The 16160-nt window shown below is 69.1% G+C and carries 17 protein-coding genes and 1 tRNA gene; 12 read left to right on the plus strand and 6 right to left on the minus strand.

The window, feature by feature from the left end:
* Positions 1 to 24: 24 nt before the first annotated feature.
* From benC to benA, 3 genes are read right to left on the minus strand one after another with little or no spacing between them, the layout of a single operon-like run.
* Entirely contained in the window at positions 25 to 2817 is a 2793-nt protein-coding gene (benC, locus tag Y710_RS02155) for a benzoate 1,2-dioxygenase electron transfer component BenC (protein WP_062366163.1), read from the minus strand.
* A 9-nt stretch (positions 2818 to 2826) separates the two neighbouring features.
* Complete coding sequence (gene benB, locus Y710_RS02160) at positions 2827 to 3360, minus strand: benzoate 1,2-dioxygenase small subunit (protein WP_062366166.1); 534 nt, start codon at positions 3358 to 3360, stop codon at positions 2827 to 2829.
* A 44-nt stretch (positions 3361 to 3404) separates the two neighbouring features.
* Positions 3405 to 4823 (minus strand): benzoate 1,2-dioxygenase large subunit, encoded by a 1419-nt coding sequence (gene benA, locus Y710_RS02165; RefSeq protein ID WP_062366167.1) that lies wholly within the window; start codon positions 4821 to 4823, stop codon positions 3405 to 3407.
* 246 nt (positions 4824 to 5069) lie between these two features.
* On the opposite strand from benA, the gene Y710_RS02170 reads away from it, so the two are divergent.
* From Y710_RS02170 to Y710_RS02195, 6 genes are all read left to right on the plus strand, one after another.
* Positions 5070 to 5993, plus strand: a complete 924-nt coding sequence (locus tag Y710_RS02170) for a LysR family transcriptional regulator (protein WP_062366168.1) — start codon at positions 5070 to 5072, stop codon at positions 5991 to 5993.
* Complete coding sequence (locus tag Y710_RS02175; protein WP_062366169.1) at positions 5990 to 7093, plus strand: mandelate racemase/muconate lactonizing enzyme family protein; 1104 nt, start codon at positions 5990 to 5992, stop codon at positions 7091 to 7093. The genes Y710_RS02170 and Y710_RS02175 overlap by 4 nt, the downstream gene beginning before the upstream one ends.
* 58 nt (positions 7094 to 7151) lie before the next feature.
* Positions 7152 to 8009: a catechol 1,2-dioxygenase gene (gene catA / locus Y710_RS02180; RefSeq protein ID WP_006897456.1), complete on the plus strand. Its 858-nt coding sequence runs from the start codon at positions 7152 to 7154 to the stop codon at positions 8007 to 8009.
* A 4-nt stretch (positions 8010 to 8013) separates the two neighbouring features.
* The gene (catC, locus tag Y710_RS02185) at positions 8014 to 8295 is read left to right on the plus strand and encodes a muconolactone Delta-isomerase (protein ID WP_006897455.1); all 282 of its coding nucleotides are present in this window, start codon (positions 8014 to 8016) and stop codon (positions 8293 to 8295) included.
* Between the two features lie 111 nt (positions 8296 to 8406).
* Positions 8407 to 9099 carry a hypothetical protein gene (locus tag Y710_RS02190; protein WP_062366171.1) on the plus strand — a complete coding sequence of 231 codons (693 nt, stop codon included), beginning with the start codon at positions 8407 to 8409 and terminating at the stop codon, positions 9097 to 9099.
* 15 nt (positions 9100 to 9114) lie between these two features.
* Positions 9115 to 9711 carry a putative glycolipid-binding domain-containing protein gene (locus tag Y710_RS02195; RefSeq protein WP_062366173.1) on the plus strand — a complete coding sequence of 199 codons (597 nt, stop codon included), beginning with the start codon at positions 9115 to 9117 and terminating at the stop codon, positions 9709 to 9711.
* 10 nt (positions 9712 to 9721) lie between these two features.
* On the opposite strand, the gene Y710_RS02200 is transcribed toward Y710_RS02195, so the two are convergent.
* On the minus strand, positions 9722 to 10675 hold the full coding sequence (locus Y710_RS02200) for a prephenate dehydrogenase (RefSeq protein ID WP_082781245.1): 954 nt from the start codon (positions 10673 to 10675) through the stop codon (positions 9722 to 9724).
* A 69-nt stretch (positions 10676 to 10744) separates the two neighbouring features.
* Here Y710_RS02200 and Y710_RS02205 point away from each other — a divergent pair, with 69 nt between their 5' ends.
* From Y710_RS02205 to Y710_RS02225, 5 genes are all read left to right on the plus strand, one after another.
* Positions 10745 to 11266 (plus strand): tRNA adenosine deaminase-associated protein, encoded by a 522-nt coding sequence (locus Y710_RS02205; RefSeq protein ID WP_006897451.1) that lies wholly within the window; start codon positions 10745 to 10747, stop codon positions 11264 to 11266.
* 8 nt (positions 11267 to 11274) lie between these two features.
* Positions 11275 to 11778, plus strand: coding sequence for a nucleoside deaminase (locus Y710_RS02210; protein WP_062366177.1), 504 nt, complete (start codon positions 11275 to 11277; stop codon positions 11776 to 11778).
* A gap of 103 nt (positions 11779 to 11881) precedes the next feature.
* Positions 11882 to 12208 (plus strand): hypothetical protein, encoded by a 327-nt coding sequence (locus tag Y710_RS02215; protein WP_062366179.1) that lies wholly within the window; start codon positions 11882 to 11884, stop codon positions 12206 to 12208.
* A 67-nt stretch (positions 12209 to 12275) separates the two neighbouring features.
* Positions 12276 to 12363 (plus strand) — tRNA-Ser (locus tag Y710_RS02220).
* A gap of 113 nt (positions 12364 to 12476) precedes the next feature.
* Entirely contained in the window at positions 12477 to 13103 is a 627-nt protein-coding gene (locus Y710_RS02225) for a PepSY domain-containing protein (RefSeq protein ID WP_006897448.1), read from the plus strand.
* Between the two features lie 3 nt (positions 13104 to 13106).
* Here Y710_RS02225 and Y710_RS02230 read toward each other — a convergent pair whose 3' ends face one another.
* Positions 13107 to 14180, minus strand: a complete 1074-nt coding sequence (locus Y710_RS02230; RefSeq protein ID WP_006897447.1) for a D-alanine--D-alanine ligase family protein — start codon at positions 14178 to 14180, stop codon at positions 13107 to 13109.
* Positions 14181 to 14219: 39 nt separating this feature from the next.
* Here Y710_RS02230 and murF point away from each other — a divergent pair, with 39 nt between their 5' ends.
* Positions 14220 to 15536 (plus strand): UDP-N-acetylmuramoyl-tripeptide--D-alanyl-D-alanine ligase, encoded by a 1317-nt coding sequence (gene murF / locus Y710_RS02235; RefSeq protein ID WP_006897446.1) that lies wholly within the window; start codon positions 14220 to 14222, stop codon positions 15534 to 15536.
* Positions 15537 to 15673: 137 nt separating this feature from the next.
* Here the strand turns inward: murF and Y710_RS02240 are convergent, their stop codons facing one another.
* Entirely contained in the window at positions 15674 to 16132 is a 459-nt protein-coding gene (locus Y710_RS02240) for a hypothetical protein (protein WP_006897445.1), read from the minus strand.
* Positions 16133 to 16160 lie beyond the last annotated feature (28 nt).

Raw genomic sequence — 16160 nt, forward strand, 5'->3', positions numbered from 1 at the left:
GCGAACGACGGGCACGCATGGGGCTCACCCCTGGTCGCCGCCGGCGACCGGAAGCACCGAACCGGTGATGTACGAGGCCTCGTCGGAGGCCAGGAAGCAGATCGCCGCGGCCTGTTCGTCGAGGGTTCCGTACCTGTTCATCAGGGAGGCGTCGAGCGTCTGGTCGATGTGTGCCTGGAACCATTCGCGCTGCGTGTCGTCGGCCGGCACCGGTGTTCCCCGTGAAACACGGCGCGGCGGGGCGTCGGTTCCGCCGGGGGCAGTGGCCACCACTCGCACACCGGCCGGTGCGTACTCCATCGCCAGGGAGGCGGTGATCGCGTTGACCCCGCCCTTGGCCGCGGAGTACGGAATCCGATGGATGCCCCGGGTGGCCGCCGAGGAGACGTTGACGATGACGCCGCCGCCTCGCTCCACCATCGTGGGCAGCACCGCGCGGCAAGCGTAGAGCGTGGTCATCAACGAACGGTCCACCTCGGCGCGGATCTCCTCGTCGGTGAACTCGGTGAAGGGTTTGAAGTTGATGGCGCCGCCCACGTTGTTGACCAGCACGTCCACCCGCCCGTAGGCGGCCAGCGCGCGATCGATCACCTCCGCGGCGCCGGCATACGACTCCAGATCGGCGTTCACCGCGATCGCGCCGGGTCCGCTCGCCGACAGATCAGACGCGACCGTGCGCGCGTACTCGGACCGGTCGGCCACCACCACGCGTCCGCCCTCGGCGCTGATCCGGCGGGCCGTGGCCTCGCCGATGCCCTGCCCGGCGCCCGTCACGACGACGACCTTCCCGGCGAACCGTCCCGGAGTCACGAACCGTGGCTTGCGAGCGGCGAGTTCGTCGGCCATCGCTCGCCGCATCGTCTGCTTGGATCGTTCGCCGTGTGCGCTGATGAGGGCGCGGGCGGTGTCGCGGTCTCCGGCTTCGAACGCGGCGACGATGTCGAGATGGTCCTGGGTGCACAGGGGATGGCACCAGGTGGCGGTCCGCAGTACTTCGCTCATCCGGCCCTTGACCCCGAGCGCGGTGTACGCCTCCAGCAGGTGGGTGTTGCCGGTGACGTGGAACAGGTAGTCGTGGAAAGCGGCGTTGGTGGCCGTGTACTCGGCTGAGTCGACGAAGCGATCGCCGTCCACGTACGGGACGGTGGCCTCCGCGAGGAGGCGATACCCGGCGAGTTGCTGCGAGGTCATCCGGCCGATCATCAACTCGAGAGCACCGAGTTCCAGCGCGGCTCGGGCTTCGAAGAGCGCATCGGATTCGTGGATCTCGGGATGCTCTTCGCCGATCTCATAACCCTCGGAACCGACCGTCGGGACCTCTGCGGGTGCAATGCTCGCGGGCTCGTCCGCCGTGGTCCCGGGCTGGGTCGCCACCGATTCGGCGGCCGCGTCGACGTCCGCCACGGGGGCGGCAGCCGAGCCGGGGAACACCTCCTGCCCGGCGATCGACCTGGCCGCACCGGGTTCCAGGACTCCGGTGTCGGCGTCGAGCAGAGCAGACGGTTCGGCGGCGGTCGGCTCCGGCCAGATCCGCTGCCCGGCGATGCGGGCCCGGGACTCGTCCGCGCCCGGCGCGGACCGCGGTTCGAGACCGGGCAGGCTGATCGCCGGAAGCACCGGCTGCCCCGCGACGGCGCGGGCGTCGAGGGCGGGCGCGATCGGCACGTCGACGGGCGCCTCGGCGTTCGCCGACGCCGATGCCGCGACTGCGTCGGTCACCGGCTCGGCGGGCGACGGGCCCGCAGCGAGGGCGAACTTCTCGTAGTAGAACCCGGTCAGTTCGATCCCCGCCTCGACGAAGTGTCTGCGCACCGATTCGACCATCGGCGGCGGCCCGCACAGGTAGGTCGCGACGTCGCCGCCGTAGAGGTGACGGGGAGCGATCAGCGAGGTGACGTAGCCCTTGTTCGCGGCGCTGCTGCCGGGATCGGAGACGCAGTGGTCCCAGGTGAATCCGGCGACCTCCGACTGCATCCGGTCGAGCGTCTCGGTCTCCACGAGGTCGTCGTCGGTGGAGACGCCGTAGATGAGATGGATGCGGCGCGCGCTGCCGTCGTGGCGCAGCTTCCGCAGGATCGCGAGGATCGGCGCGAGGCCCGTGCCGCCGGCGAGCAGCAGTGCCGGCCGCATCGATTCGCGCAGGAAGAACGATCCGTGCGGCCCGCGCAGCGTCAGCAGATCGCCGGTCGACGCCCGGTCGGTGAGATAGGTCGACATCGCGCCGCCGGGAGTCAGCTTCACCAGGAAGACGAGAGTGTCCTCGTGCGGTCCGTTCGCGAAGGAATACGAGCGGCGCACCGGACTCCCGCTGCCGTCGTCCGTGCCCGGAACGTCGATGTTGACGTACTGACCGGGCAGGAACGCCAGCTCGGAGCGGTTCGGGATCTCGACGGACAGGCGCATCGTGGTGGGCGAGAGGCGCTCGAGCCCGACCACGGTGGCGCTGAACTCGGCGGCCTGGGTCTTGGCGACGTCCGACGTGGCCGCGATCTGCAGCACCAGGTCCGACCGCGGCTTCATGCAGCACGGCAGGGCGTAGCCGTCGGCCGACTCCGCGGGCGACAGGGCGTCGTCGATGTACGTGCCGCCGTCGTAGTCGCCCGATTCGCACATGGCCTTGCAGGTGCCGCAGGCGCCGTCGCGGCAGTCGAGCGGGATGTTGATCCGCTGCCGGTACGACGCGTCTGCCACCGTCTGGTCCTCGCGGCAGTCGATGAACTTGGTGACCCCGTCCTCGAAGGCGAGTGCGACGCGGTGCGTCGGCGCCTCGGCGGGTGCCGCGGTGCGTCCGGATGCGGGGCCGGAAGTGACAGTCATGGTGAGTCCCTAGAAGTGGTAGACGTCCACCACGTGGTGGATGTAGTCGTTCTTGAGGACCACGGTCTTGCGGCGGATCAGCGGTGCCTCGCCGGAGAAGTCGATCGTGTAGAACGACGTGCCGTAGTACGGGTCGACGGTGTGATAGCGGAAGTACATGGTGTGCCAGTTGAACCGGACGTCAACCATGTCGCCGCGCCGTTCGATCACCTCCACGTTGGTGATGTTGTGGCTGGTGCGCGGCTCGGGAAGCGACGTCGCCGACGACCGTTCGGTACGGATCCGGAACACCCGGTCCTCGAGCCCGCCCTTGTTGCCGTAGTAGATCAGCGAGATCTCCCGTCGGGGGTCTTCGGTGAGGCGATCGTCGTCGGCCCACGACGGCATCCAGTAGACGACGTCGTCGGCGTAGCAGTCGAGCCACTTCTCGAACTCGCGGTCGTCGAGGTACCGTGCCTCGCGGTAGAGGAACTGTTCGATGGCGTTCTGGGTGATGAGCTTGCGGCCGTCGGTGTCGGCCGGAGTGGTCTGGGCGGTAGTCATGAGTCCTGTCCGATCTCGGGTACGAAGTGGTGGTCCGATCGCGCTCAGCCGACGGCGGTCTCGACGTCCTCGGCATCGACGGCGCGGCGCATGGTCTTGAGCCAGTAGCCGTGCTGCACGGGGTAGAGACCCTCGTCCTCGTTCTTCAGGCCGGCGGAGATCACGTTCGGCATGTCGAGCGCGGTGGCGACCTCGTCCGGACCGGTGAGCCAGTGTTCGGCGCCGCGGCTCATGTCGTTCCAGGGCGCGGCGGTCGCGCGGAAGGTCAGCTGGCACGACCGGAACTCCTCGAGGTCGTCCGGCGTCGCCATTCCCGACGCGTTGAAGAAGTCCTCGTACTGGCGGATGCGGTGGGCACGGGCGGCGTCGCTCTCACCCTTCGGCGCGATGCAGTAGATCGTGACCTCGGTCTTGTCCGGTGCGATCGGGCGGAAGTGCCGGATCTGGGTGGAGAACTGGTCCATCAGGTAGACATTCGGATACAGGCACAGATTGCGTGAGCCCTTCACCATGAACTCGCCCTTGGCCTCGCCGAACTGGGCCTTGAGTTCGTCCATCCGGTCCCACAGCGGCCGGTCCTGCGGGTTGGCCGCCCAGGTCCACAGGCACAGGTGACCGTGCGGGTACGACCAGTAGCCGCCGCCGGACTTGCCCCATCCGCCGGCGTCGAGCACCTTCGCGTCGTTCTTCGACTCCCCGGTGGTGCGCCGGGAGGTGGTGGCGGCGTAGTTCCAGTGCGTCGCGGTCACGTGGTAGCCGTCGGCGCCGTTCTCCGCCTGGACCTTCCAGTTGCCGTCGTAGGTGTAGGTCGACGCGCCGCGCAGCACCTCCAGGCCGTCCGGCGACTGGTCGACGAGCATGTCGATCACCCGGCGGGTGTCGCCCAGGTGTTCCTCGAGGGGGAGGACGTCGGCGTTGAGGCTGCCGAAGAGGAACCCGCGATAGCTGTCGAACCGCGCGACCTTCGTGAGGTTGTGCGATCCCTCGCAGTCGAAGGTGGACGGGTATCCGGCGCCGTCGGGGTCCTTCACCTTGAGCAGGGTGCCGTCGTTGCGGAAGGTCCAGCCGTGGAACGGGCAGGTGAGCGTCATCCGGTTGTCGGTCTTGCGGCGGCAGATCATCGCTCCGCGGTGCGCGCAGGCGTTGATCAGGCAGTTGAGTTCGCCGTCGCGGCCGCGGGTGATGACCACCGGCTGGCGGCCGATGTAGGTGGTGAAGTAGTCGCCCGGGTTCGCGACCTGGCTCTCGTGCGCGAGGTAGATCCAGTTCCCCTCGAAGATGTGCCGCATCTCCAGTTCGAAGATGTCCTCGTCGGTGAAGATCCGGCGGTTGGCGCGGAACACCCCGGCCTCGCGGTCGTCGATGACGGCGTCCCGGAGTACTTCGCGGACGTGCTCGCGGGTGTCCGCGGTGATCGCCGTACCGGGAATCGACGCGCTGGGGCGAGAACTGGTCGCAGTCATTGAGAACCTCCTGTGTGCGTTGTCCCTCGACGGTCCCATCTCGTGATGGCACTCACACCAGTAGAAACCCCAGTGTTGACCCAGGCGTAGATTCATAAACAGGACAGATCAATAAGGCGAAAATGAGTCCTGGTGTCGTATGGATCTTGTGCTTACCGTGGTCGTACGGATGATCCGGATCACACAGAGGGGCGACTATGACGATGCGTCCCGGCCGGTGAATCGACACACCGACAGGAGCGCGACATGGAGCTACGGCATCTGCGATATTTCGCCGCCGTCGCCGACACCTGTCATTTCGGGCGGGCGGCGGACCGGTTGCACATCGCGCAGCCGGCGTTGTCGTACGCGATCCGCCAACTGGAGGCCGAGCTGGGGGTCTCGCTGTTCGCCCGCACCACCCGTCAGGTGACGCTGACCGCGGCGGGTGAGTTCCTCAAGGGCGAGGTGGACCGGATTCTGGTGGGCATCGACGCGGCCGTCGACGGCGTGCAGCGCGTCGCGGCCGGCCGCAGCGGTGTGGTCCGCCTGGGACTCACCGGCATCGCCGTGTTCTCGCATCTGCCGCGCATCGCCCGGGCCGTCCGCAGCGAACTGCCGCACGTGGAGTTGCGGATCGTCTCCGATCTGCTGACCCCCGACCAGTGCGATCGGCTCCGCGACGGCGCCATCGACCTCGGCGTACTCCGGCCGCCGGTGGTCGGAGAGGGGATCGAGGTCCGGACGATCGACGTGGAGCCACTCGTCCTGGCGGTCGCCTCCGACCACCGTCTCGCGGTGGAACCGGTGGTCTCGGTGGACGATCTGCGCAGCGAATCGTTCGTCATGTACGACAGTCGCGACTCGGCGGTCAACGAGGCCGCCGTCCGCACCTGCCGCACAGCGGGCTTCGTCCCGCACCGCGCCCACGACGCCTCCGGCACCCCGGTGCTCCTGGCGCTGGTCGCCGCCGGACTCGGCGTGGCCCTGCTGCCCGCCTCCGTCCGCGCACTGCCGCTGGAGAACGTCGTGGTGCGCGACCTGCCCGACACCGGAACCATGCCGGTGGCTCTCGCCCGGCGCGCGGGCGACGACAACCCGGTGGTCGACGCCGTGGCCGCCGTCGCCGCCGCTGCATTCGCGTCCGCGTCCGCGCGGGCCCTGGACTCCTCGATGGGAGAGACACGTTGAAGATCACCCGGGTGGAATCGATTCCCTTCTCGATTCCCTACCTCAAACCCCTTCACTTCGCCTCGGGCGAGGTGCACGCGGCCGAGCACGTCCTGGTCCGCGTGCACACCGACGACGGGGTGATCGGCGTCGCCGAGGCGCCGCCGCGGCCCTACACTTACGGCGAGACCCAGCGCGGCATCGTCGCCGTCATCGAGGACGTCTTCGCCGAACAACTGCACGGCCTCACCCTGCTCGAACGCGAACAGGTGGGGGCGAGGCTGGCACGGACCGTCGGCAATCCCACCGCCAAGTCGGCGATCGACATGGCCCTGTGGGACGCCTTGGGCAAGACCCTCGGGCAGCCGGTCTCCGAACTCCTCGGCGGATACACCGACCGCATGCGGGTGAGCCACATGCTCGGCTTCGACGATCCGGCGAAGATGGTCGCCGAAGCTCAGAAGGTGCGCGAGCGGCACGGTATCTCGACGTTCAAGGTGAAGGTCGGGCGGCGCCCGGCCGAGCTCGACATCGCCGTCGTACGGGCGCTGCGCGAACACTTCGGCGACAGCGTCGAGCTGTACATCGACGGCAATCGCGGCTGGACCGCCGCCGAATCGGCCCGCGCCATGAAGGAGATGGCCGACCTCGACCTGCTGTTCGCCGAGGAACTCTGCCCCGCCGACGACGTCCTCGGGCGTCGCTGGCTGGTCGGCAAGCTCGACATCCCGTTCATCGCGGACGAATCGGTTCCCACGCCGGCCGACGTGACTCGCGAGATCCTCGCGGGATCGGCCACGGCGATCAACATCAAGACCGCCCGCACCGGATTCACGCAGTCGCGGCGTGTGCATCACCTGGCGGAGGGCCTCGGCCTGGAGATGGTGATGGGCAATCAGATCGACGGCCAGATAGGCACGGCCTGCGCGCTGGCCTTCGGTGCGGCGTTCGAAGCGACCTCGCACTATGCGGGCGAACTGTCGAACTTCCTCGACATGAGCGACGACCTGCTCGCCGAACCGCTCCAGATCCGTGACGGCTGCCTGCAGACCTCATCCGGCGCCGGACTCGGAATCGACATTGACCCCGACAAACTCGACCGCTACCGCACCGACAAGTGAACGACTCCTCGCACAGCCCATGGGCGAGACGACGAACTGAAGATCAAAGGAGACAGTCATGACCACCACCGAGCACAGCCCGTCCGCCGCGGCGTCAGGCGCATCCGCCACCGAGCGCTTCCAGCAGGACAAGTCGCCGTACGACGCCGTCAAGAACGTCAGCCCCGAGCGCGTCGACAAGCTCGCCCGCCAGGTGCTGGCCGGGGTCCACCAGACGATCCGCGACAACCAGGTCACCTACGACGAGTACAACGCCCTCAAGGCGTGGATGATCCAGGTGGGCCTCGACGGCGAGTGGCCGCTGTTCCTGGACGTGTGGGTGGAGCACGTCGTCGAGGACGTCAACACCGCGCACCGCCACGGCAACAAGGGCTCGATCGAAGGGCCGTACTACGTCCCGGATGCGCCCGAGCAGGGCGCCGAGGGCACCATCCCGATGCGCGACGGCGAGGCGGGCGATCCGCTGGTCTGGGAGGCGCAGATCACCTCCACCGACGGCACCCCGCTGCAGGGCAAGGTGGAGCTGTGGCACGCCGACGCCGACGGCTACTACTCGCAGTTCGCCCCGGGCATCCCGGAGTGGAATCTGCGCGGCACCTTCTCGACCGGCCCCGACGGCAAGTTCAAGATCACCACGATCCGTCCCGCCCCCTACCAGATCCCGACGGACGGCTCGTGCGGCAAGCTGATCGCCGCGGCCGGCTGGCACGCGTGGCGCCCGGCTCACCTGCACGTCAAGGTCTCGGCTCCGGGGCACGAATTGCTGACCGCCCAGCTGTACTTCCCGGGCGATCCGCACAACGGCGACGACATCGCCGACGCCGTGAAGCCGGAACTGATTCTCGACCCGAAGCCGGACGGTCACGGCGGCTACACGATCGATTACGGCTTCGTGCTCGATCCGGTGGAGGGCTGAGCCGATGCTGTTCCACGTCCGGATGGATGTGCGGATTCCGCACGACATGGACCTGACGGTCCGTGAGGAGACCGTCGCGCGGGAGAAGGCGTACTCGCAGGAGCTTCAGCGGTCGGGCAAGTGGCCGCAGATCTGGCGCATCGTCGGCGAGTACTCCAATTACTCGATCTTCGACGTCGAGTCGAACGACGAGTTGCACGAGATCCTGTCGGGGCTGCCGCTGTTCCCGTACATGGACATCACGGTGACTCCGCTGGCGACGCATCCGTCCGACGTCAAGGCCTGACCGATCCGGCCGCGACCGCCCGGATTCCCGATCGGGGATCCGGGCCGTCGGCGTGCCCGGGCCGTCGCCTCTGGCACCATCGAAGGGAGGACGTCGTCGGGAGGAGCCGCCGTGGACCGGTCATCGCAGCCGGCGCCGGGATACCGGCCGCCGCTGGCTCCCGGGCAGTCGTACCCACCGCTCGGCTACAGCGAGCACGGCGCTCCGTTGTTCACCTACGACGACCGGGAACGCGCTCTCGCCGGGCCGCCGCCCGCGGCCGCGCCGCCCGATCCCACCCCACCCGCGCCCGCGCCGCAGCCACCTCCGGATCGACGTCGCGGTCTCGCCGTCGGCGTCGCCGTCGTCGCCGTCGGGGTGCTGTGCCTTGCGCTCGCCTTCCGGATGTTTCCGACCGGCGACGACGACCCGGTGCGGCGAGCCGATCCGCCCGACGCGCAGTCGACCGACGATCCCTATCTGCGGGGCCTGCCCGACCAACCCGAACAGTCGGTGCCGCGCGATCCCGACAGCGCACAGCCGCCGGTCCACTCCGGCGCCGCGACGGTGGAGTACCAGGTCGACTCCGGGCGCGCGACCATCCTGTACGTCGACGACACGTCGGTGAAGATCGAACGCAACGCCGGCGGCACGTGGCGGCACACCGTGCGCGGCAGCCAGAACGCGCTGCTGCGGGTCAGCGTGATCCTCTCGGACACCGATCCGGCGTCATGCAGCATCACGGTCGACGGCAAGGTGGTCGACCGTCAGACGACGCAGGACGCGCAGTCTTCGGGCATGCTCACCTGTCGATACGAGGGATGACGCTACCGTTAGAGAATGACTTCCTTCGACGCGTCGTCCGCCGATGCCGGCGTGAAAGCGATGCTGACCTGGCGTAGCGCCGACGGCGATCGGTTCGAGCAAGTGCGGCTGAATCTGAGCGGTGCCCGGGTCCGCGCGTACGGCCGCATCGTGGCCGCCGCCACCGACACCACCGAGGCCTACTCCGCATCGTACGAACTCGTCACCAACGACAGCGGGGTGACGCGGCGGCTGTCGGTGCGCCTGCTGCGCGCCGGCGGCGAGAGCTCGCTCGACATCAGCCGTGACATGGACGGTCGTTGGATGGTCCAGTCGCCGACCAGCACCGTGCGCAGTGACTTCGACGGGGCCGAGATGATCGACTTGGAGCTCTCGCCCTTCTTCAAGGGACTGCCGATCCGGCGCTTCGGGATCGCCGACGGCGTCTGCCGCGACGACGTCCCGGTCGTCAGGCTCCGGCTGCCCGACTGTGAGATCGACTCGGTGCAGAAGAGCTACGTCGGCGGCCCGGAAGGCCGCGTCACGGTGATCGGTCCCAAGGGACGTCGCGATCTGACGGTCGACGACGCAGGCATCGTGCGCGACTACGCGGGTATCGCGACGCTGATCTGATCCGGGCCGCTCAGCCCATCCACACCCGGGCCAGGTGGGCCTGCCTGCGCAATTCCTCCTGCCACCGGGCATCGCCGATCCGGACGCCGGTGATCGGCTCCGGCGGCGATCCGGCGATCCGCTCGTACTTGCGCCGCGCGCGGTGGCCGTCGTCGACGATCACCGCGACGTCGCCGTGCTCGCGCAGTGCGTCGCGCGCGGTGATCAACCGGTCGATCGTCTCGCTCAGCGTGTTGAGCAGGGCCACCGAGTTGGCTTCGAGCATCGCCCGCTGCAGGTCGGGGGCGGTACCCGCCACCCGAGTGCCGTCCCGGAAGCTGCCTGCGGCCAGCCGGAGCGCGAGGTCGCTCTCACCCGCGCCGACCGTGGCGGTCACCGCGGCGGTCAGATGCGGGTTGTGGGAGATCGCCGCCGCCGCGCGGTCGTGCGCGTCGTCCGCGGCGGGTACCACGTACGAGCCTGCGGCCAGGGCGATCCCCGCGACGTCGAGCCAGTCGTCGGCGACGGTGTCGTCGTGCGTCGCGACCATCCACATCGCGCCCTCGAAGAGCGCCGGGTCGGTGGCCGGCCAACCCGACTCGGTGGTGCCGGTCATCGGATGCCCGCCGACGTACCGGGCCCGCGGATGGAGCCGTCGGACGAGGTCGGAGACCTGCTCCTTCACGCTCACCACATCGGTGAGAAGACAGTCCGGCGCCAGCTCCCGGACCGCGGTGATCATCGGTTCGAGTGCGGTGAAGGGAGTCGCCAGAACGACGATCGCGTCGTCGTTCCGGGCGCGCTCGAGGACCGCGGACAGGTCCGTGGAGGCGTCGTAGCCGTCGGCCGCCGCGGCCTCGACGGTGCCCGCCGAGCGGTTGTAGCCGAACGCGGGACCGCCCGTGTCGGAGAGGCGGCGGAGCAGGGACCCGCCGATGAGGCCGAGACCGAGGATGCAGACGGGGCGAGACGGTGCAGCAGACACGGTTCCAGCGTGGCACATCGGGGTCGGTTCGACTTGGGAGAGTCCCGAAAACCGACTACGGTGGCGGTCATGGCGAAGCCCGGTGCGCAGAGCGAATACGACGAGGTCGAAGGATTCGCTGTCGCGGTCGTCCGCGAGGAGTCGGGGTGGAAGCTCACGACGCTGAAGCCGTCCGCTCTCGACAGTCTCGACGACGCCGAACTGCAGCTGCGGGAACTGCGGGCCACCGGAGCCGTGTTCGGCCTCCTGGACGTGGACGACGAGTTCTTCCTCATCGTCCGGCCGGCTCCCGCCGGAGCCCACGTGCTCCTCTCGGACGCCACCGCCGCGGTGGAGTACGACATCGCCGCCGACGCCCTCGACGCGCTGCACGTCGACATCCCCGACATCGATCCCGACGAGCTCGACGACGTGGATCCGTGGGAGGAGGGCGACCTCTCGATCCTGGCCGACCTCGGTCTGCCGGACGCCGTGCTCAGCATCATCGTCGGTGACACCGATCTGTACGCCGACGAGCAGATCGGCATGATCGCCGCGCGCCTCGGCTTCGCCGACGAGCTTGCCGCGGAACTCGACAAGCTCGGTCGCTGACCGGGTCCATGCCGGTGGACCCCAGCCCGCGACCGGATCGGGGAGCGGTGGACCGGGACGCGGCGGCCCTGATGTCCGTCGCACTCGAAGCGGCACGGGATGCGGACTCCCGCGATGTCCCGATCGGGGCAGTCGTCTTCGGGCCGGACGGGAGCGAGCTGGCCCGTGCCGCCAACCGCCGCGAAGCCGATGGCGATCCGACCGCTCATGCCGAGATCCTGGCGCTGCGGGCGGCCACCGCCCGCCACGGCGACGGATGGCGGCTGTCGGGCTGCACCCTGGTCGTCACCGTGGAGCCGTGCACGATGTGCGCCGGCGCGATCGGACTGTCGCGCGTCTCGCGGCTGATCTTCGGTGCCTGGGAGCCGAAGACCGGCGCCGTCGGGTCACTCTGGGACGTGCTGCGCGATGAGCGGCAGCTGCACCGCCCGGAGGTGCTCGGCGGGGTCCGCGAGGACGAGTGCGCCGCCCTGGTCCGCGACTTCTTCGCCGGCCGTCGGGGTCAGCCCTGAACTATCCCTGAATTCGCTTCCGGGCTCTCGCCGCGCGCGTGCGCCTGTGGCAGATTGAGGAGGTGGGCGCAGCCCGCGCAGACATCGCGAGAAGGGGAATGAGATGTCCGATCCCATCGACAAGATCACCGAGGTCGTCGACACGGTGGTGCGCAAGGTCGACGAATTCGCCAACAGCGAGCAGGTCACCGGCGTGGAAAACGCGAAGTCCGCGTTGACCGAGTTCGCCGCCAACGAGCACGTCGCCGGCGCCGTGGAGACGGCCAAGGACAAGCTGTCCGAGATCGCGAGCAACGAGCACGTCGTGAGCGCGGTGGAGACGGCGAAGGGAAAGCTGGCCGAGATCGCGAACAGCGAGCAGGTCACCGGCGCGGTCGAGACGGCCAAGGAGAAGTTCGACGATCTCGTCAACAAGCGCTCCGGACACTGAATCGTCGAGAAACTGGGTCTGACCTGCCGATTTCGTGCTGGTGACGGGCTGCGGTACAGTTCTTCGCGGTGGCGTGTCCGAGCGGCCGAAGGTGCGACACTCGAAATGTCGTGTGCGGTAACCCCGCACCGGGGGTTCAAATCCCTCCGCCACCGCCGAGGGCCCCTGATCTGCAGAGCAGGTCAGGGGCCTTTTCCAATGTCCGGCCCGGAGAATGTCCGTACGGTGTGAGTCACGTGACGAGACTTCTCTTCTGGGAGGACACGCCTTGAACACACATGCGCTGAACATCAGACTCTCGGCAGCCGCGGTACTGGCCGCGGGCGCAGGTCTGCTCGCCGGGTGCGGAACCGACGACGCGACGCCGGAGACGAAGACCGAGACGATCACCCAGACCGCCGGGTCACAGTCGTCGGCGGCGTCGGCCGCGCCGTCGCGAAGCGGTGTCGATCTCGCCGCGACTGCGCCCGCCGTCTCCTGGCGCGACGCACTGCGGACCGCCGGCGCGCAGTTCACCGGGTCGCCCACCGCGGTCAAGCTCGAGACCGAGCACGGCCGGACCGCGTACGAGATCGAGCTGGCCTCCGGCACACAGGAATCCGACATCACGATCGACGCCGCGAACGGCGGCGTGGTCGCGAAGACGACCGACGATCTCCACGGCGACGACGCAGCCCACGCCGGCGCGGAGCGGTTCGAGGCGGGTGAAGTCACCGTCGAACCCGATCGCGCCATGAGGGCCGCGCAGGCGCGAGTCGCCGGACCGGTGTCCGAGTGGAAGCTCCATCGCGAGAACGGCCGCCTGGTGTACGAGATCAACGTCGGCACAGCCGGCGACGACACCGAAGTGGTCGTCGACGCCGCCACCGGTGAGGTGATCGGCACCGACCGATGACGCTCAGTGCTCGGTGGAGAACGAGCTCCGTCGGCGATGCACTTCGAGCGCCAGCGTCACAAGGCGGTCGATCAGGTCGGGATAGGTGATCCCGGTGGCCTCCCACATCTTGGGGTACATCGATGCGGGGGTGAAACCGGGAATCGTGTTGACCTCGTTGAGGAGCCAGCCGCGACCGTCCTCCTCGTAGAAGAAGTCGACGCGCGCCAGACCCGCGCAGCGCAACGCCACGAAGGCGTCGGCGGCCAGCTCGCGCACCTGCGCGATCGCCTCGTCCGACAGCGGTGCGGGAATCATCAGCTCGGCGGCGCCGGTGACGTACTTGTCCTCGTAGTCGTAGAAGTCACTGCCGGGCTTGATCTCTCCGGGGAGGGACGCGTCGGGGGCAGCGTTGCCGAGGACGGCCACCTCGACCTCGCGGCCGGTCACCGTCTCCTCGATGACGACCACGTCGTCGTAACGGAGGGCGTGGTTGATCGCCGCGTCGAGTTCCTCGATCGAGTCGGCGCGGCTGACGCCGACGGACGAGCCCATGTTCGCCGGCTTCACGAACACCGGCAGACCGAGTTGCTCGGTCGCGTCGGCCAGCACCTGGCGGGCGTCGTCCACACCGTCGCGGAAGGTGATCCACTTGCACTGCGGGATGCCCGCGCGAGCGGCGATCTCCTTCGCCATCGCCTTGTCCATGCAGACCGCCGATGCCAGCACTCCGCAGCCGATGTACGGCAGCTTGAACAGCTCGAGCATGCCCTGCACGGTGCCGTCCTCGCCGTGCGGCCCGTGCAGCAGCGGGAACACCACGGTGAGGTCTTCGGGACGGCCGGCCAGCACCTGAAGCGGATTCACCTCGGGGCCTTCGACGTCGAGACTGTTCGGCAGTTCCGCGCCGGCGGCTAGGGCTTCGGCCGCGGCGTCGTTGCGGTGCCATCCGCCGCGCTTGTCGATGCCGACCGGGATCAGGCGGTACTTGGAGCGGTCCGCGGCGGCCAGTACATGGGCGGCGCTCACACGGGAGACGTCGTGTTCGGCGGACACTCCGCCGTAGAGGACGACCAGGCGGATGAGGGGGGTGCTCATGGATGCAACCATACGTGCTTGCTTGTACCGTGGTCTGTCGTGCATCTCCTCGCCAGTCAGATCGCCGCCGCGACCGGCGGCACCCTTCACGGACCGGATGTGACGGTCGATTCCGCGAGCATCGACTCGCGGTCCGCGCGGCCCGGTCAGCTGTTCGTGCCGATCGTCGCCGCGCGTGACGGCCACGACTACATCCCGGCGGCGGTGCAGGCCGGCGCTCCCGTGTACCTGACCGATCGGACGCCGGATCCGGCCCTCGCCGCGACGGCCGTCCAGGTCGCGGACACCGCCGAGGCGCTCGCCGATCTCGGTCGCTTCGTCCGCGCCGGACTCACCGGCAGCGTCGTCGGCGTCACCGGCTCGGTCGGCAAGACGTCGACCAAGGACCTGCTCGCCGGCGTGCTGTCGACCACCTTCCGCACCGCCGCGAGCGAGAAGTCGTTCAACAACGAACTCGGGCTGCCGCTGACCCTGCTCGGCGCACCCGACGACACCGAGGCCGTCGTCCTGGAGATGGGCGCGCGCGGTGTCGGTCACATCGCACAGCTGTGCTCCATCGCCTCCCCGACGGTCGGAGTGCTCACCCGCGTCGAGGCGGTGCATCTGGAGATGTTCGGCAGCATCGAGGATGTGGCACGGGCGAAGGGTGAACTCGTCGAGGCTCTGCCTGCCGACGGGCTCGCCGTTCTCAATGCCGACCACCCGGTGGTCGCGGCGATGGCGTCGCGGACCAGCGCGCGGGTCGTGACCTACGGTGTCGATCCCGCCGCGGACGTGCGCGCCACCGACATCGTGCTCGACGACCAGTTGCGTGCGGCCTTCACTCTGCACAGCCCGTGGGGCAGCGTGCCGGTGCGGCTCGGGGCACGCGGCGAGCACCAGGTCGGCAACGCCCTGGCCGCGGCCGCTGCCGGCGGCGGCGTGGGGGTGTCGGTCGAGCGGATCGCCGACGGTCTGCTGCGCGCGGGTCTGTCCGGACTGCGGATGGAGATGAGCACCACGGCCGCGGGAGTCGTCGTCATCAACGACGCCTACAACGCCAACCCGACGTCGATGGCGGCGGGCCTGTCGGCACTGGCGCGCGTCGAGGCCGGACGCCGGTTCGCGGTGCTCGGCACGATGGCCGAACTCGGAGACGACAGCGACGCCGCCCACCGCGCCGTCGCCGAGCGGGCCCGTGAACTGGGCGTGACGGTGATCGCGGTGGACGAGCCCGCCTACGGCGACGGCGTGGCGCACGTCTCGGGCATCGAGGGCGCCGTCGACGCCCTGAGCGGACTCCGCAGCGGCGACGCCGTGCTGGTCAAGGGCAGCCGGGTCGCCGCCCTCGAACGAGTGGTGCAGGCGCTCGGCTGAGCGTCGCACCGCGTCACCACACACAAACGCGACATTCGGCGACAGAACCCCCGTCCCGGACGGGGGTTCTGTCGCCGAATGTCGCGTTTACTGAGCGGTCTACTGCGCGCTCGACTGCGCGTGTTGGCCTGCGAGCCTCAGTTGGGCATCAGCGCGAAGGCCTGGCCGCCCTTGGTGCAGCGGGCGAGTTCGCCGACGGTCGTCGACGGTCCGCAGTCCCAGCCCGACACGGTCTGCGGTGCGCCGGTCGCGATCAGGGGTCCGTACTGCTTCGCGATGTCCTTGGCGGACGAGCACGACAGGTCGCCCGCGACGATGTGGATCTGGAGGGCGCCGTCGGGCCCCTTGGTGGGGCCGCAGGTCTTGTCCCCGGACGACGACGTCGCCTCGCCGGTGCTCTCGTCCGTGGCGGCGGTGCTCTGGGGCTTCGGTCCGCCGACCACCGGGACGCTGGTGTCGCTGGAACCGGTGACCGCGGAGGCCCCGGACTTGTCGGCGCCGGACGACGCCTCGTTCTCCGAACCGCAGGCGGTGGCGGCCAGGGCGATCGAACAGACGAGGAGTGCGGTCGCGGCCAGTTTCATCGTGCGAGTCATGGGCACAACGCTAACGAATTTGAGCGGC

This window comes from Gordonia sp. QH-12 (genome assembly GCF_001578675.1).
In the GTDB taxonomy this organism is placed as follows: Bacteria; Actinomycetota; Actinomycetes; order Mycobacteriales; family Mycobacteriaceae; genus Gordonia; species Gordonia sihwensis.

Coding starts and splice junctions, on each gene's coding strand:
- Y710_RS02230 (WP_006897447.1), bottom strand. CDS start 14,180: ATGAGCACCCCCCTCATCCGCCTGGTCGTCCTCTACGGCGGAGTGTCC.
- benA (WP_062366167.1), bottom strand. CDS start 4,823: ATGACTGCGACCAGTTCTCGCCCCAGCGCGTCGATTCCCGGTACGGCG.
- Y710_RS02215 (WP_062366179.1), top strand. CDS start 11,882: ATGTCCGATCCCATCGACAAGATCACCGAGGTCGTCGACACGGTGGTG.
- Y710_RS02210 (WP_062366177.1), top strand. CDS start 11,275: ATGCCGGTGGACCCCAGCCCGCGACCGGATCGGGGAGCGGTGGACCGG.
- Y710_RS02195 (WP_062366173.1), top strand. CDS start 9,115: ATGACTTCCTTCGACGCGTCGTCCGCCGATGCCGGCGTGAAAGCGATG.
- catA (WP_006897456.1), top strand. CDS start 7,152: ATGACCACCACCGAGCACAGCCCGTCCGCCGCGGCGTCAGGCGCATCC.
- Y710_RS02205 (WP_006897451.1), top strand. CDS start 10,745: ATGGCGAAGCCCGGTGCGCAGAGCGAATACGACGAGGTCGAAGGATTC.
- catC (WP_006897455.1), top strand. CDS start 8,014: ATGCTGTTCCACGTCCGGATGGATGTGCGGATTCCGCACGACATGGAC.
- Y710_RS02170 (WP_062366168.1), top strand. CDS start 5,070: ATGGAGCTACGGCATCTGCGATATTTCGCCGCCGTCGCCGACACCTGT.
- benB (WP_062366166.1), bottom strand. CDS start 3,360: ATGACTACCGCCCAGACCACTCCGGCCGACACCGACGGCCGCAAGCTC.
- benC (WP_062366163.1), bottom strand. CDS start 2,817: ATGACTGTCACTTCCGGCCCCGCATCCGGACGCACCGCGGCACCCGCC.
- Y710_RS02240 (WP_006897445.1), bottom strand. CDS start 16,132: ATGACTCGCACGATGAAACTGGCCGCGACCGCACTCCTCGTCTGTTCG.